This is a genomic window from Bacillus sp. BPN334, assembly GCF_008368885.1.
GTDB classification, from domain to species: Bacteria; Bacillota; Bacilli; order Bacillales; family Bacillaceae_G; genus Bacillus_A; species Bacillus_A wiedmannii.
Genome location: NZ_QOZW01000020.1, coordinates 259,202 through 273,448 on the forward strand (window position 1 = coordinate 259,202; position 14,247 = coordinate 273,448).

General features: G+C 34.4%; 18 protein-coding genes. 1 reads left to right on the plus strand and 17 read right to left on the minus strand.

All coding sequences use genetic code 11. From position 1 onward, the window contains the following. Positions 1–20: 20 nt before the first annotated feature. From DN393_RS27900 to DN393_RS27980, 17 genes are all read right to left on the minus strand, one after another. Positions 21–593 carry a flagellar hook assembly protein FlgD gene (locus DN393_RS27900; protein WP_001143483.1) on the minus strand — a complete coding sequence of 191 codons (573 nt, stop codon included), beginning with the start codon at positions 591–593 and terminating at the stop codon, positions 21–23. 3 nt (positions 594–596) lie between these two features. Then, positions 597–1,712 (minus strand): flagellar hook-length control protein FliK, encoded by a 1,116-nt coding sequence (locus tag DN393_RS27905; protein WP_142315017.1) that lies wholly within the window; start codon positions 1,710–1,712, stop codon positions 597–599. A gap of 10 nt (positions 1,713–1,722) precedes the next feature. Further along, the gene (locus DN393_RS27910) at positions 1,723–2,133 is read right to left on the minus strand and encodes a hypothetical protein (protein ID WP_000360879.1); all 411 of its coding nucleotides are present in this window, start codon (positions 2,131–2,133) and stop codon (positions 1,723–1,725) included. Positions 2,134–2,249: 116 nt separating this feature from the next. Further along, entirely contained in the window at positions 2,250–3,554 is a 1,305-nt protein-coding gene (locus DN393_RS27915) for a flagellar protein export ATPase FliI (RefSeq protein WP_149174139.1), read from the minus strand. Continuing rightward, positions 3,551–4,237, minus strand: coding sequence for a FliH/SctL family protein (locus DN393_RS27920; protein ID WP_098093089.1), 687 nt, complete (start codon positions 4,235–4,237; stop codon positions 3,551–3,553). Before DN393_RS27920 ends, DN393_RS27915 begins: the two co-directional genes overlap by 4 nt. Further along, positions 4,224–5,228, minus strand: a complete 1,005-nt coding sequence (locus DN393_RS27925) for a flagellar motor switch protein FliG (RefSeq protein ID WP_000883360.1) — start codon at positions 5,226–5,228, stop codon at positions 4,224–4,226. The genes DN393_RS27920 and DN393_RS27925 overlap by 14 nt, the downstream gene beginning before the upstream one ends. A gap of 13 nt (positions 5,229–5,241) precedes the next feature. Then, positions 5,242–6,816 carry a flagellar M-ring protein FliF C-terminal domain-containing protein gene (locus DN393_RS27930; RefSeq protein WP_060630283.1) on the minus strand — a complete coding sequence of 525 codons (1,575 nt, stop codon included), beginning with the start codon at positions 6,814–6,816 and terminating at the stop codon, positions 5,242–5,244. Positions 6,817–6,838: 22 nt separating this feature from the next. Continuing rightward, positions 6,839–7,138: a flagellar hook-basal body complex protein FliE gene (fliE, locus tag DN393_RS27935; RefSeq protein WP_000701682.1), complete on the minus strand. Its 300-nt coding sequence runs from the start codon at positions 7,136–7,138 to the stop codon at positions 6,839–6,841. A gap of 16 nt (positions 7,139–7,154) precedes the next feature. Further along, positions 7,155–7,568, minus strand: a complete 414-nt coding sequence (gene flgC, locus DN393_RS27940; protein WP_098093087.1) for a flagellar basal body rod protein FlgC — start codon at positions 7,566–7,568, stop codon at positions 7,155–7,157. Between the two features lie 20 nt (positions 7,569–7,588). Next, entirely contained in the window at positions 7,589–7,996 is a 408-nt protein-coding gene (flgB, locus tag DN393_RS27945; RefSeq protein ID WP_001113102.1) for a flagellar basal body rod protein FlgB, read from the minus strand. A gap of 368 nt (positions 7,997–8,364) precedes the next feature. Continuing rightward, positions 8,365–8,637, minus strand: coding sequence for a hypothetical protein (locus DN393_RS27950; protein ID WP_001058080.1), 273 nt, complete (start codon positions 8,635–8,637; stop codon positions 8,365–8,367). Continuing rightward, positions 8,627–8,995 (minus strand): flagellar export chaperone FliS, encoded by a 369-nt coding sequence (locus tag DN393_RS27955; protein WP_001149518.1) that lies wholly within the window; start codon positions 8,993–8,995, stop codon positions 8,627–8,629. Before DN393_RS27955 ends, DN393_RS27950 begins: the two co-directional genes overlap by 11 nt. A 22-nt stretch (positions 8,996–9,017) precedes the next feature. Then, positions 9,018–10,421 carry a flagellar hook-associated protein 2 gene (locus DN393_RS27960; protein WP_098093085.1) on the minus strand — a complete coding sequence of 468 codons (1,404 nt, stop codon included), beginning with the start codon at positions 10,419–10,421 and terminating at the stop codon, positions 9,018–9,020. A gap of 19 nt (positions 10,422–10,440) precedes the next feature. Next, positions 10,441–11,304, minus strand: coding sequence for a flagellar hook-associated protein 3 (locus tag DN393_RS27965; protein ID WP_098093083.1), 864 nt, complete (start codon positions 11,302–11,304; stop codon positions 10,441–10,443). A 41-nt stretch (positions 11,305–11,345) separates the two neighbouring features. Then, complete coding sequence (gene flgK / locus DN393_RS27970; RefSeq protein WP_149174140.1) at positions 11,346–12,644, minus strand: flagellar hook-associated protein FlgK; 1,299 nt, start codon at positions 12,642–12,644, stop codon at positions 11,346–11,348. Positions 12,645–12,661: 17 nt separating this feature from the next. Next, positions 12,662–13,114 carry a hypothetical protein gene (locus DN393_RS27975; RefSeq protein WP_098130847.1) on the minus strand — a complete coding sequence of 151 codons (453 nt, stop codon included), beginning with the start codon at positions 13,112–13,114 and terminating at the stop codon, positions 12,662–12,664. Between the two features lie 16 nt (positions 13,115–13,130). Beyond that, positions 13,131–13,595, minus strand: coding sequence for a YaaR family protein (locus tag DN393_RS27980; protein WP_000946323.1), 465 nt, complete (start codon positions 13,593–13,595; stop codon positions 13,131–13,133). A 143-nt stretch (positions 13,596–13,738) separates the two neighbouring features. On the opposite strand from DN393_RS27980, the gene DN393_RS27985 reads away from it, so the two are divergent. Then, the gene (locus DN393_RS27985) at positions 13,739–14,236 is read left to right on the plus strand and encodes a flagellar motor switch protein FliG (protein WP_098102206.1); all 498 of its coding nucleotides are present in this window, start codon (positions 13,739–13,741) and stop codon (positions 14,234–14,236) included. Positions 14,237–14,247: the final 11 nt, after the last annotated feature.

A 14,247-nucleotide genomic window follows, 5' to 3' on the forward strand; every position in this document is an offset into this window, starting at 1 on the left:
ACCTTTGTACACTCCTTTTATTAATCTTGTTTAACCTCTTCATTTTTTTCTATATCATCTTTCTTCTCATCTTCCGGATTAGTTTCTGTTATCGGTTTATCAGAAACCCTTTCTATGAAACGAAGTGAGACAACTTGATTATCAACAATAAGTTGCACATCGTTATTTTCAGCAAGTCGAACTGTTTCCACTTGACCAGTCACTTGCTTTCCATTATTGCTTACACCTCTAACATACTTTCCTAAAAACTTCATCCCTCCATCAAGAGCCGTCGAATACATCGTTGATTGCAGTTTATCTACTGCTTTCGTCATATTCTGTACTTGCTCCATAAGCGATAGCTGTGCTGTTTGGTTCATCATTTGGTTCATATCCATCGCATTAAACGGGTCTTGATGTTGAAAGCTTGCTAAGAAAAGTTTCAGGAAATCATCTTTATCCATAATACCGGGTGTTTTTTGAGTACTTGCTGATACTCCGTTTGCTTGTTGAGCTGTCGACTGTGCACCAGTAACAGATGCGTTTTTTGTTTGTGCTCCTGCTTGTAACGGAATATGATTTGTACTCGTTGTATTTAATCCAACTGTTGGCACACTTTATTCCTCCAATAATCCCGCAAATTCTTTTGCATGTTGTTTTTCATGTTTTGTACTTGCTAATTTTTGTTTTTGTCTTTGCTCTTGTTCTCGCTGTTCTTTTCGATTTTCATCTTTATCTGAATAGCTAATTTGAATATTGATTTCTTTTTCTTTTAACTTCAATCTCAATTCATCAAAAATGATTTCAACACGTTTTTTCGCATCATGTTTTTCCATTTCTACGTGAACATCAATTTGATCTCCATGTTTTTTCATAAACACCGTTAATGTACCAAGTTTTTCTGGGTTTAACTGAAATAAAACACGCTCTTGTTTCACTACAAATTTTTGCAACGCTTCTACTTGTGCTTCCATTTTCTTTCCTAAGTCAGGTAACGTAACTTTCTCAGCGCCACTATTTGATTTTCCTATTTGATCCGTACCCGTTGCTTTATTTAATAACTCCGCACCCGTTGAACTCGAATCGTTTAACACATCACCTTCAGGCAACTCTATCTTTACATCATCGCCCTCAGCTTTTGGAAGATCTACATCTAAATCTTTGGAATCCTCTTGTTTCTTTGCAATATTACAAGTTTCTGTTTCTACAATTTTTAATGCTTGCATCGTTTGCTCCGGCATCTTCATTTTGTCTAATACCATTTGCATTGTATCTTCTAAACATATAGCATTTTTGATATTCATATTTGAAAGAAGCTCTTGCAACTGTTGTAATTCATTGGCGGGTAATTCGTTAAGTTTTATATTTCCATATTCTTTATATAGCTCTTGTATTTTTTGTATGTATTGATATAACAATTCCGGCTGCACACGTAATTGTTCAATTGCAACCATTTGCTCAGATACAGCTAATAGTAACTGTTCTGTCTCTTTTTTTTCTTCTTTCTTTACAATTGGCTCTTCTTTCGTTACTGATTGTTTAGAAAGAATATATTCTTTTTTTTCTTCTTTTGGTGCTTCTTCTCGTTTCATTTTCTCCGTTTTCGGCTGCTTTTTATTTTCCATTCTCATCGTACGATCGAATGAAGAATCTTCACTTTTTGATTGTACTTCTAGCCCTTTTTCTTTTTGCGGAGGTAAACTTTGTTGCACCGGTAATACAGACTGTATCACTATATTCACCTCACCCATTCATACACATTTTCAAATCAAGAAGCATTTTTTCTTCCTGCTTTTCTCGTACTTTTGCAAGCTTTCTACAATCTTCTTGATACATTTCATCAATGACACGTTCTTTTTCTTTTACCTGTTCTAAAAGGCTTTCATTTTTTTGAATAAAATCTTCCGTTTTTTTAATTTTCCGATTCCATTCTTCTATTCTTTCAGGTGAAAACGTATGTGACGAAAGCATGCCAGCCATTATACGCTGCCCAGTTTGTACGACTTTACTACGCGATTTTACTACATATAAATCATATTCTTTTTTTTGTTCTATTTTTCTTTTTTCACCTGTTAATTCATACACTTCTTTCAAAATCTGTTCTTTTTCTTGATTTATTTGCAATTTTATCGTGTCGTACTGCTGCTTATCCACCTGTTTTAATAGCCCCTTCCTATTATAACGTTCTCTTTTTCTATTATATAGTTTTTTTCCAAAAAAATCTGTGAAATATTAAAAAACAAAAAAATAAGACCTCTTGGGCAGAGGTCTTATACTATATGGTGCATCGCTTCAACAATATCATCAAATTGGAAACTATCAGATCGACCTTGTTTTAAAAACGTATTTATACCTTCTACTTTGTTTTTACATTCAAAAATATAAGCATTTTCTGTATTTTCTTGAATCGTTCCTAATTTAAAATACAATTCATTTTCTTTATAAACAGATAAGATTTTTCTCATTTCATTTGCAAGTTGCCAATGAGTTGGCGAAACGATTTCTTCCATAATCCTACTCACTGAGTCTAGCACTGAAATAGCAGGGTAATGACTCAGTGTTGCAAGCTCACGTTTTAATACAATATGTCCATCTAAAATACCACGCGCTAAATCTGGTACAGGGCCGTTTAAATCGTCTCCATCAACGAGTACGGTATAAATACCTGTTATAGATCCCTTTCGTGTTTTCCCAGAGCGCTCTAACAGCTTCTTCATATAACTTTCCATTAAGAGTGTTTTACCACCGATCGGCAACTCTTTAACGGCAATATCAACACTCCTACGCGCGTCAGCAAAACGAGTAACAGAGTCCATCATAAGTAGTACGTTATTACCTTGATCACGGAAATGTTCAGCAATAGACGTTGCAAGCTTCGCTGCACGAAGTTGCATTAGGTGACTTTCATCTGACGTCGCTACAACAACGACGCTTTTTCGCATTCCTTCTTCACCTAATTCTTTTCGAATAAAGTCTTTTACTTCCCGGCCACGTTCTCCTACTAAGCTAATAACATTAATGTCAGCTTTTGCATTTTTTGCAATCATTCCGAGTAAAGTAGATTTACCAACACCAGAACCTGCAAAAATACCAATCTTTTGACCGATGCCAATTGTTAGCATAGAATCAATCGATTTGATTCCAGTTTCAAATACATCGGTAATTTCTTCACGTTCAAATGCATGAATAGGCGGGGCATCTAGTTTTATTTTTTGTAATGGAATATTCTCTGCATCCTCATTTAGTACTTCGCCATTTGCGCTTAACACTTTTCCGAGTAAATGATTCCCACGAGGTATGACAACATCTTCTGCAACTAATGTAACTGAATCTCCATAACATACTTTTTCTGTTTGCTCAAATGGAAGTAACATATTGTTTTCTTTTTCAATCGCAATCACTTCACATAAAACATTATGTTCCCCAACGAAACAAACATCTCCAATTTTCGCCTTTGGCCCTTTCGCTACGAAAAACTGTTCTTGTACACTATGAACTTTACCGATTTTCGTATAAAACGGGGTTTCAATAAACGTATTCCATTTACTATGTTCGTTCATGAGCTTGTTATTCATACATTTTGCTCCTCAAATACCTTCTCTTCTTCCCATTTCTGGCGAAGTTTCGCAAATATAGGTGCAAATTTAAATTCAAAGAACTCTTTCTCTTCTTCTAGAACAAATTCACCGAACTGTAAGGAGAAATCATATTTCCATTCTACTAATTGTAGTAACCAATACTCTTTCGTATTTTCCTTCTCTTCTTGAATACGTTCAAATGTTTCTGGGTGTACGGTAATGATTAATTTTTCAAACGAAGTAGGCAACGTTTGAACGATACCAGTTAAAATGGGTAACACATCAAGCAATCGTGAATCTACCGCTTGATTCACGATTTTTTCTGCTAGTTGAAAAGATTGATTCCATAATAACTCTGTCCATTCATATGCTGTTTCTTGTTGTTCTTTTTGAAACTGCATACGTGCTGCTTCCATCTGTTCCATTTGGTCATGAATATGCATTTGAAATTCTTCTTTATCTTGCAATAGCTGTTGACGCTCTCGTTCTAGCATTTGCTGTTCTTGCCTTAGTTGATTCAGTTCAGTATGTAATGATTGTTGCTGTGCAAGAAGCTCTTCATGGTCCACCTGTATTTCTTCTTCGACTTGAACTGGTATTGGTTTTGGAAATTGTAATTCATACGTTTCTTCAGAAAAAGAAACAGAATTCTTCGGAATTCTGTTTTTAAATAAGGACATCATCTTCACCTCTTTGAACGATAATTCTTCCTTCCTTCTCTAGCTTTTTCACTGTGCCTGTAATCGTTTGCTGTGCTTTTTCAGCATCCGTCATCTTAAGCGGCCCTAAGCCATCTAATTCTTCTAGAATCATCTCTTTACGGTTTGAAGACATACATGTAAATAATTTCTCTTTAATTTCTTCTTTTGCAATTTTAAGTGCTTTCGCAATAACACCGTTATCTGTAATTTCTTCTAATACACGACGAAGTGCAAGATCTTCAAGTCCGAGTAAGTCTTCAAATACAAACATGTTTTCTTTAATTTTCTCAGATAACTCATAATCCATTTCATCCAGCTTTTGAAAGACTGTTTTTTCAACACCTCGTGAAACATTATTTAAAATGTTTACTATTGTTTTCAAGCCATCCGTTTTATTAATTGCATTAAATGCCATATTATTTAATTTTGATTTTAATAAATCACCAATTTGATTTATTAATTCACCATCAACTTGCTCTAGCTTCGCAATCCCCATTACCGTTTCTACTCGCTTATGATCTGGTAATCTCTCAATTAATTGAGAAGCAAGCTGCGGTTTAATATAAGAAGCGATAATCGCAATCGTTTGTGGCGATTCATCATTAAGTACAGTAAGAAGCGGTTCTAAATCCGCAAGTGAATTTAAGAATTCAAACGGATTATCTTTGTTATACCAAAGATCTTCCAATAATTTTTCTAGTTCGTCTTCTGGCATATTTTTAAATATGCGACGAATATATTCTTTATCCGGAGTCACTAGGTTTAATTCTTTTACATTTAATTCATACAAGAACTCCCCTAGTACATTTTCTAACGTTTCCGGTTTATATACACGAAACTTCGCGATTTCACGAAGTAATACTTCTTTTTCCTCAGCCGTCATATATTCAATGACTTTTGCTGCCACCCCTTCTTCTAATGTACGAATAAGGATGGCAGCTTTTTCTTTGGAGGAGATTTCATCTAACATCGTTGTTCCTCCCTTACTGTCCATTTAACCATTTTTTAATTACTTTTGCAGTTCCTTCTACATGTTCTTTCGTAGCATCATGCACTTGTTCATCTAACGTTGGTTCTTTCGGTTCTTCTGGTTCTGGTTTTGGCTCTGGTACTATTTTTTCTTCAGGAATTTCCATGATACTTTCATTACTTGCAGCAATTTCCTCTTCTGCTAAGTATTCTTCATATTCCTCTTCTTCTTTCTTTCTCTTACGTCTTGCTAATAAGAACCATACTAGACCACCAATTGCTAATAAACCAGCTGGAATTCCACCGAATAACCACCAGTTTATACCGCTTTCTTCTGGTTCTTTCTTCTTCTCTTCTTTCGGCTGATCAAACTGAACAGTTACAACGTTAACTTGACCGTTTGTAAAGTTTCCATTCGGATCAGCTTGAAGCCCAGCAGCTGTGCCGATTGCTTCTTTGAAAGTAGTCATATCCATTTTTCGTTTTACTAACGTATCATTGTCTACCCATACTACAACATTTGTTTTCGTTAATTCTGGATGTTTCTTAATCGTTTCAACCGTTTTATCTATTTCATAGTTTTCAATTTTGTTACCATTTTTATTATCATAGACGATTTTACCATTTTGATTATTGTTCGTACCGTAATTTGGCACTTCACCGTTCGCTGTAATACCAGCACCTTGTTTTGTCTCTGCTCCTTCTTGCGCAGTAGAGCTTTCTTCTTGCTCTTGTTTACTACGAAGTACACCTTTATCACCATATTTTTCTGACTGGCGTGTAACTTCATCATAGTTTACAGATACTTTCGTATTCACTTTATATTCATTCGGTTTAAACATCGTCATTAATGTTGCGTCAATATCTTGCTTTAATTTACCTTCAATTTGATGTTGCATCTCTACTTCTTTTTCATAAGAAGAGGAACTAGTAGAATGCGCTTCATCTGCTCCTTTTGAGATAATACCTTTTTTGCTATCAATCACACTTACTTCTTCTGCTTTCACGCCAGGAACTGCAGCACTAATCATTTGCTGTATACCTGCAACCTGATCTGCCGTTAATAATTGGCCACGTTTCACACCTACAGTAATCGCAGCTGTTCCTTTTGCTTTTTCTTCATCAAAAATTGTCTCTTTTTCAGGTAATGTAATTTGAACATTTGCCGTTTCAACTGTCGCAAAGTTTCTTACGATATCTTGCTCCAATTGCTTTTTCGTACCGACAATTTGCTTCATTTTTTTATCTTGCTCACTTGAACCGAGCGAGCTTTCTAATAAAATTTCCTCACCGCTTTTAGAATTAAACGGTAAGCCCATCCCATTCATTTCTTTTCGAACCCATGGAGCATCATTTTTTTGCACACGAATCGATCCATCGGCCGCTAACTGATAATCGACACCTAACTTTGATAATTCTGCTGTAATCTCTTGCTTATCTGCATCATTTAAATTTTGATATACAACAACATATTTATCTGGCAAGGTGAAGTATAAAAGTGCTCCTGTTACAATCGCTAAAAGCGCAGCACCGATTACTAACTTATGCCACGTTTTTAACGATTGGATAACATTTTTCATCTTTTCCATTTAAACACACCCGTCCACTTTCCTAAATTTGCATATTAATTAGTGACTTATAATTTTCAATAAGATTATCACGTACGAGAGCAGCCGTTTTCATTTGAGACTCAGCCTTCTTCTGCTGAATTAAAACGTCATGCGTTTCTCCTACTCCTTTAGTTAGTAAATCATATACTGCTGTTTGTGCATTGTTTTGCGTTTGATTCATATCTTCCAATAAATCAATAAACTTTTTCCCCTCAACTACAGATGTTTGAGACGTTTTCGGTGCACCAATTGACTGAATTGCTCCAAATGGTTGCGTATTTAACATTGGTTGGATTTTCATATTACTATATTCCCCCTTATCCTCTGCCAATTTCTAAATCTTTATCAAGCATTTTTTTATTCGCATTTAATACACTTGTATTCGCTTCGTACATTTTTTGGGCAACCATTACATTCGTCATTTCAGCAGTCACATCAATATTTGGATAGCGTACATATCCTTCTTCATTTGCATGCGGATGTGTTGGATCATACACTAAGTTTTCAGTTTTATCTGCTTCAATACTTTTTATTTTTACTCCATTTGTAGGAGACCCATCTAACATATTTGCAAAACTATTGTTTGATTCTAGCACTACACTACGACGCTCATATAAATTCGCCCCCGGAGCAGCCGTTGTATTTGTATTTACAATATTGTTAGAAGTAACTTCCATCCACTTTCTCGCTGTCGTTAGCCCTGAGCCACTTGCATTAATTGCCTGAAACATCGTTGTCTCTCCTTCTACTTTTAACGTCCGCGTGCCGCTTGGTTAATTGCATATTGTGTATTAATCGCGTTAATTGAAATACCGTATAACTGATTTGCTTTCATTAAATCTAGCATTTCTGTCGTTACATCCACACTATTTCCATCTTTATTCGTTTGCATTGATTTTGTTTGCATCTTTGCATATGTATTTTTCGTATTCACTGTCGGTAAGTGCATTTCATTCGTTTGATATAAATTTGGATTACTCTTTAAGTCCGCAGCATTGTTCTTATATAATGCACTACTTTTATTCATTTGCTCAGCAAATGTTACATCTTGCGCTTTATAGCCGGGTGTATTCGCATTTGCAATATTACTAGAAACAGTATTTCGTTTCGTCACTAAATAATTCATATAATGGCCTACATCACTCACTAAATCTGGCATATTCCACACCCTTTCTTTTTTAACTTCATGATCCACTGATGGAAGTTTCACTTCATTATTTATTTTCTTATATGCGTTTATTAAAATATTAACAATCATGTACCCTTACATATTTTATTCCATTTTTCCATTGTTGTCTTTAGAAAAATACAAAAATATAAAAAAGAATACAAAAAAACTGTATACACGCAATAATCTACGGAACATTTCAATATATGATCTACAAACTAAAGTTCATTTTTACATTATTTAGATTACTACTATTTTTCATTACAGTCATAAAATGAAACCTCAATCAGCGGAAGTCTTTATTAAAACAAAGGAATGGATCCCCTCTTAAAAGGGGACTCCGTTTCTAAACTCTATCACTAAAATTTACCGTAAAATGAATTAGCTTTCATGCGCCCATCATTTGTCATAATCATTTCTTCCAAAATCTTTTGCTTATCTCGGATATGCTGTGCCGCCTTAATAATGAATGGGCTTACTTCTGCTGCAACTTGTGCACGTGTTTCCTCATCCAATGTCATCATCCAGCGATTTAACATCTCACTCTTCTCAGCAAACTCCCCATCTGACACTTGCAATTCACCGATTTCATTAAAACAGCCAACAAACGTCCGATAAATATCATTGTTCATTTTCAAGTGCTCCGCGGTAACCATCTATTAAATCTTGTAACACTTTCACAATTGCATCCATGTCTTTTGCTTCACGTGTTACTTTCATCGTTTGAATTTGAATGCTAATCCAATCGTATAAACCGTACAGACTATCATATAAATCTTTCGTAATTTCAGGATTTAATTGAAGCTTTAATTCTTCAAAAATACGTTCTAACTTTTCAAGAAGTGCATCTCCTTCTTGTAGCTTAAAAGTATGTAACAGTTCTTCTAAATTACGAAACTCTACAATACATCTTTCATAAATAAAAATTGTATTTTTAATCGGATTACTCGTCATAATATCATTTTGCATATAACGTTGCCATGCTTGCATACAATCACTTCCTTACCTTTCATTAATCATCACTTTTTTGTTTTGTCATTGCTTTAATTGTTTTTAATTGGCTATCAAGCGCCGCTAACGTACTTTCTAGCTTTTGATACTTCTTCACAATTTCATCTTGCTTTTGCAAGTTTTGCGTTTCAATATCTTTAATCTTTTTATCTAAATCACTTACACGTGAATCAATGTTTTTTACTCGTTCTCCAACTACACCTTTATCACCAAATAACTTATCAAGTGGCTCTTCCATCATTTTTCCTAAACCGTTAGAACTAAAGAAAAATTGCTTCGCTGCATCCGGTTTTTCTTTTAACGCTTTCGTTAATGCTTCGTCATTAACTTCCATCGTTCCATCTTGCTTTAATTGAATACCAAATGAGAATAAGTAATTGCCCTCTTGTGAAAATGTTACAACATTGTTCATAGCTTGACGCACACTTTGCATAATAGCTTGTCCTTGGAAGGCCCCACCTTTACCAGCAAAGATATCTACTGTAGCAACAGCTTTATTATAATCTGCAACCATCTTTTTAATAATATTTGATGCGTCTGTTACGTTTGAGTCACTTACTGTGAATTTTAGATCTATGCCTTTTGCTTTTGGTTCTGTTGTTGTACCTGCATTTGATGTTCCTTCTACTGTCGGCTCAGTTACTTTTAACAATTCAATTTTCACGCCTGGAAGAGCTTCAATTGTATTGCTAGGACTTTTACCTTCAATACCATTAATAGTATATTTTGCATCTAATGCTTCGTTAATAGTATTTAATTTCATTTCCGTGGCAAGTGGGTCTTTTCCTTCCACTTTCGAATAAAACAAATCTGTAAGTACATTCGGTGGTGTCTTTTCTAATTTAATTTCATTCATTGCCCCTTCTTTTTTCGAGGTCATGAAAATTTTATCTCCAAGTGTATAAGCCGATACACCATAATCTCCGTCATTAATTTTATTAATTAAATCCTTATATGTCATATCAGTTGTTACTTTTAGTTCTTTATCACCTAGTTTTATTGTTTCATCTTTAGGAAGCTTCGCATTTATATCAGTAACCTTATTAGAGGCTATTTGATGACGCTGTGCAAGCTGAGTAATCGTCATATTAAAAGTACCAGCAATTGCACCACCATCAGCTTTTACATCTATATAGCCTTCTTGCGTTGTCGTTACTTTTTTTTCATTCCCTTTAAAAGCCGCTAAGTTTTTAAAAGTTTGTGTGAAAGAGCTAAATTCCGATTTCAAACTTGTATATAATAGTTTATCATTTGTAAGATCGTTCTTTTCTTTCGTATACGGTGTTTTCCTCATATCTAACGCTTGCAGCTCTAATTCTACTAGGTTAGAAGTATCGATCATATTATTTCCGAGGTTCCAAATTTGTTGTCTACCACCAATACCTGTCATCGTTGTTCCTGCCATTTTTCTCACTCCTTATAGATTACATATAGTCTAAAATACTCGTTTTACTCATCGTACTAACTGCTTTTAACGTAGCTTCATACGTTGCGTTTATATAAGCTAAATCAGAAATTGCTACCGCTAAGTCAACATCCTCAATTTCTTTACGGTTTTCTTGAAGTGCTAAATTTTGCTCGCTTAAAATTGTTTTAAACGTCTCCATTGTGTTCATTGTCGAACCAACTTCAGTTGTACGGTTAATGATGCCATCTAAATTTTTCTTATTTTCTCCTAATAACGGCTGTAATGCTTTTTGGTCACCTTTTTGCATCGCTTCACTCATCTGTTTTAACGTTTTTATAACAGGGGATAATAGCGCTTCACCGTTACGAAATGCTTTTAATTCATAACCGTCATTTAGTTGCCAGTTCACATCATTTTGTCCACCTTGATACGTACCATCTTCTGTAAATGGTGGTTTCTCTGTACTATCACCACCGAAAATATAACGACCTTGCTCTTTCGTATTTGCTAAATATACAACTTGTTTTAAAATTTGATCAATCTCTGCACCAATGGCTTTCAATTCTTTTTCACCATTTTGCTCACTTAATGCCTGCAACGTTAATTGATCTGCTCTCGTTAAAGATTTAAAAACACCTTGTAAAGTATTTTCGGTTTGTGTTAATACATTTTTCGAATCCGCTAAATCTTTTTGCATTTGCTCCATATTCGCCAATGAATGTTGAATCGCAAATGATTTACTTGCCGCAAGTGGATCTTCACTCATAAAAAGGTTTTTCTTCCCTGAAGTTACTTGATTTCGGTGGTATTGTTGTTGCACATTCAAATCCATTAACTGATTCTTTGCCCAGCTTGCATTTTGAAATGTAGATACTCTCATTTCTATCTCCTCCTTATATATTTCCAATCAATTACTATCACTTATCGAATAATCGAAAATAGACTATCAAACACTTCATTCATCGTAGTAATAGCTTTAGAGTTTGCAACGAAATATTTTTGGAAGGCCATTAAATTAACCATTTCCTCTTCCATATTAACGCCTTCAACACCCATTTTTTCTTGCTGAATCCCCTCTAATAAATCCCCATGAATTTTTTGATAAGCATTCACTGCACTTTTATCAGATGCAACACCAACTACGAACTGGTCTAATGCTTGTTTATAAGAAAGACCTTCTTTATAATTTCCATCTGTAATTGCTGCTAGTTTATTTGCTGTTTCAGCTGATATTTTCATTTTCGAAACATCTTTTGCAAATTCAGGGTTTAATTTCATATCTTTCGCTTGATCTCCAACGAAGAACTCTTTCCCCATTACTGTGTTCACTTCATTCTTTACAGAACTCATTAGTTCTTCAAGGTTTTTCTTATAACTAGCAATCTTCGCTTTCGTATCGATCGCTGATTGGATTGCTCCACTAGTTAAAGGAATTTCCGAACCGTAAATTTCAGCAATCATTGGTTCTTTTTCTTTATTTAATTGAAGTGGATATGTATCTTGTCCATTTACTGTTAAAACACCATTCATCCTAACACTCGCGATATTAGGATTCATAGATTCATAAGACACTTCTATATTTGCATACTTAGACATTACTGTAATGATACGATCACGTTCATCCAAAAGTTGATTTGGCACTTGTGTACCTGCTTGTCCAATTTTTTTATTCGCTTCCGCTAAACTGCCAGCAAGACGATTAAATTCATTGACATGCGCTTCAATATCTTCTGTCGTTTGTGCTTCTGCTGTATCTAAGCCTTTCGCTAGACGATTTACTTGACTTGTAAACTTCCCAGTTTCAGAAATTAATGTATCGTAGTAATTTGGTTGTTCTGGATTTTTTGCAACTTCACGAAAGGCATTGAAGAAGCCATCCATTAAACTAGATAATGAATTCTTCCCTGTCGTTCCAACCATAGATTCTACACGTGATAAAGTCGAATTCATGTAGTTATAGTAAGAGAGTTGAGATAATTGATCATTAAACTGTTTCGTCTTCACTTCATCTGTAATACGGTCAACGCCTAACGTTTGTACACCGTAACCTATTTTTTGTTCCGGTGAATAGCCCTGACTTGCCCCAGCCGATCCGTAATTCACCATTTGACGCACATAACCAGGCGTATGAATGTTAGATAAATTTTGTTTCGTCGTTTGTAATCCCATTTGTGCCGCTAATAAACCCGATAGCGGCGTATTATAATCAGATAATCTCATAATGTTTCACTTCCCCTTTACAATAGTTCGTTCATAAAGATTTGTGAATTATTGTTTCGCTCTAAATTATATTCAGAAACGGAATCCACAATACTTTCTGTAGTTTTTAATAGTACGTTTAAGTAATATTGATTTTTCAAAAGAATCATTTTTACATTCTCTTCTAATTCAGCTACATTTTTTTGTAATTCTTCCATTTTTTCAATTTCTTCGTTAGAAAAATGCGAAAATAATGCACTTACACGAAATGATTCCACGCCCTTTTCTTTACAAAACTGAACAACCATTTCTTCAAATGAACTTGATAACTTTTTTAAACCATCAATGTACTGCAATTGCTCTACTTGTAACTTTTGAACTGCATTTACATTTTTATGTTTTAAATTCTCATATATTTGTTCCCCAAGCGCTTGAATGTTTTCATATGCTTTTTGAATAATAACGAGCTTTTCATATAATTGTATGTACATATAGCTTCCTTCCCTTTTACAAGACTAAATTTACAATTAAACCGTGGATTTCTCCAATTTGATTTAACATTTCTAAATGTCCCGTTTTCGTATTAATTAAATTCATAACATCTTCTAACTCATTTAATCCCATTTCCGCCTGTTTCACAATCGTCATTTTCTGTGAATATCCGTAACGCGGATGGCGAGACATGACATCTTTATATTGCAATACATTATCTACGTAAAAATTCAAAAATGATTTTACTGTATTTTTGTATTCCATTACATTATCAAGCGTTAATTCCATTTCAATTTTCTCTTTAATTTCTCCAATGTTATCGACAAATGCTTCCATTTGTTCTAACAATTTATCTTTTTTCGGATCTGCATGCAAATTATCCGAAAATGCAAGTCCTGTCCTGACATTTGCTTCTTTCGGCATTTGAGTAGCAGGCGGTATATGCGATAAAATTGGATTATGCGAGATCGAACGCAGCATATATATCACCTATTTATTTTTTTATTTCTTCCTAAACTTAATCGTAAAATCCAATTATTTATAATTATACTCTGAACACTAATATTTTGCAGTTATTTTTTATAAAAGATATGTTACAATTTAGCATGAGGTGGCACAAATCTATGAATATTTTTCTTTGTGGTTCAAATCAATTAACAGCATTAGATCAAGAAGAAATAAAAAAATTTTTAACTGACTATGCTCACAAACATAAAATTTACATATTATGTTATAAATCTATCGAAAATGAGATTCTTCGTTTTTTCATCGAAAACGAAAGACTCGCTCAAAATTTATGCCTTTACACGCTACAGCCGTTACAAGCATTAACAGATGAATTTCAAGAGGTCCTTGATTACTTAAAAAGACACGGAGCCGAGTATGTTACTTTTGATCATCCTTCCGACTCCATTTACCGATCGGATTATATGTTTTTTGTAAAACAAATAATCGAAGATACCGATTTAGTTCTCTGTTTTTATAATGGGGACAAGCATACATCTGTCATTCCCGTTGACGTTGCAAAAGAAGCAGGAATTGATGCTGTTATTTATGATTTACCAGGTTTACATGAAAAACAGATGAAAAAAAACTTTGAACAAAAAATCCGTATGATGTAAAGGGGGAGGCA

What these genes read in the sequence shown, in the direction of transcription:
- DN393_RS27915 (WP_149174139.1), bottom strand. Translation starts at nt 3,554, where the DNA reads ATGAATAACAAGCTCATGAACGAACATAGTAAATGGAATACGTTTATT.
- DN393_RS27920 (WP_098093089.1), bottom strand. Translation starts at nt 4,237, where the DNA reads ATGTCCTTATTTAAAAACAGAATTCCGAAGAATTCTGTTTCTTTTTCT.
- DN393_RS27925 (WP_000883360.1), bottom strand. Translation starts at nt 5,228, where the DNA reads ATGTTAGATGAAATCTCCTCCAAAGAAAAAGCTGCCATCCTTATTCGT.
- DN393_RS27930 (WP_060630283.1), bottom strand. Translation starts at nt 6,816, where the DNA reads ATGGAAAAGATGAAAAATGTTATCCAATCGTTAAAAACGTGGCATAAG.
- fliE (WP_000701682.1), bottom strand. Translation starts at nt 7,138, where the DNA reads ATGAAAATCCAACCAATGTTAAATACGCAACCATTTGGAGCAATTCAG.
- flgC (WP_098093087.1), bottom strand. Translation starts at nt 7,568, where the DNA reads ATGTTTCAGGCAATTAATGCAAGTGGCTCAGGGCTAACGACAGCGAGA.
- flgB (WP_001113102.1), bottom strand. Translation starts at nt 7,996, where the DNA reads ATGCCAGATTTAGTGAGTGATGTAGGCCATTATATGAATTATTTAGTG.
- DN393_RS27950 (WP_001058080.1), bottom strand. Translation starts at nt 8,637, where the DNA reads ATGAACAATGATATTTATCGGACGTTTGTTGGCTGTTTTAATGAAATC.
- DN393_RS27955 (WP_001149518.1), bottom strand. Translation starts at nt 8,995, where the DNA reads ATGCAAGCATGGCAACGTTATATGCAAAATGATATTATGACGAGTAAT.
- DN393_RS27960 (WP_098093085.1), bottom strand. Translation starts at nt 10,421, where the DNA reads ATGGCAGGAACAACGATGACAGGTATTGGTGGTAGACAACAAATTTGG.
- DN393_RS27965 (WP_098093083.1), bottom strand. Translation starts at nt 11,304, where the DNA reads ATGAGAGTATCTACATTTCAAAATGCAAGCTGGGCAAAGAATCAGTTA.
- flgK (WP_149174140.1), bottom strand. Translation starts at nt 12,644, where the DNA reads ATGAGATTATCTGATTATAATACGCCGCTATCGGGTTTATTAGCGGCA.
- DN393_RS27975 (WP_098130847.1), bottom strand. Translation starts at nt 13,114, where the DNA reads ATGTACATACAATTATATGAAAAGCTCGTTATTATTCAAAAAGCATAT.
- DN393_RS27980 (WP_000946323.1), bottom strand. Translation starts at nt 13,595, where the DNA reads ATGCTGCGTTCGATCTCGCATAATCCAATTTTATCGCATATACCGCCT.
- DN393_RS27985 (WP_098102206.1), top strand. Translation starts at nt 13,739, where the DNA reads ATGAATATTTTTCTTTGTGGTTCAAATCAATTAACAGCATTAGATCAA.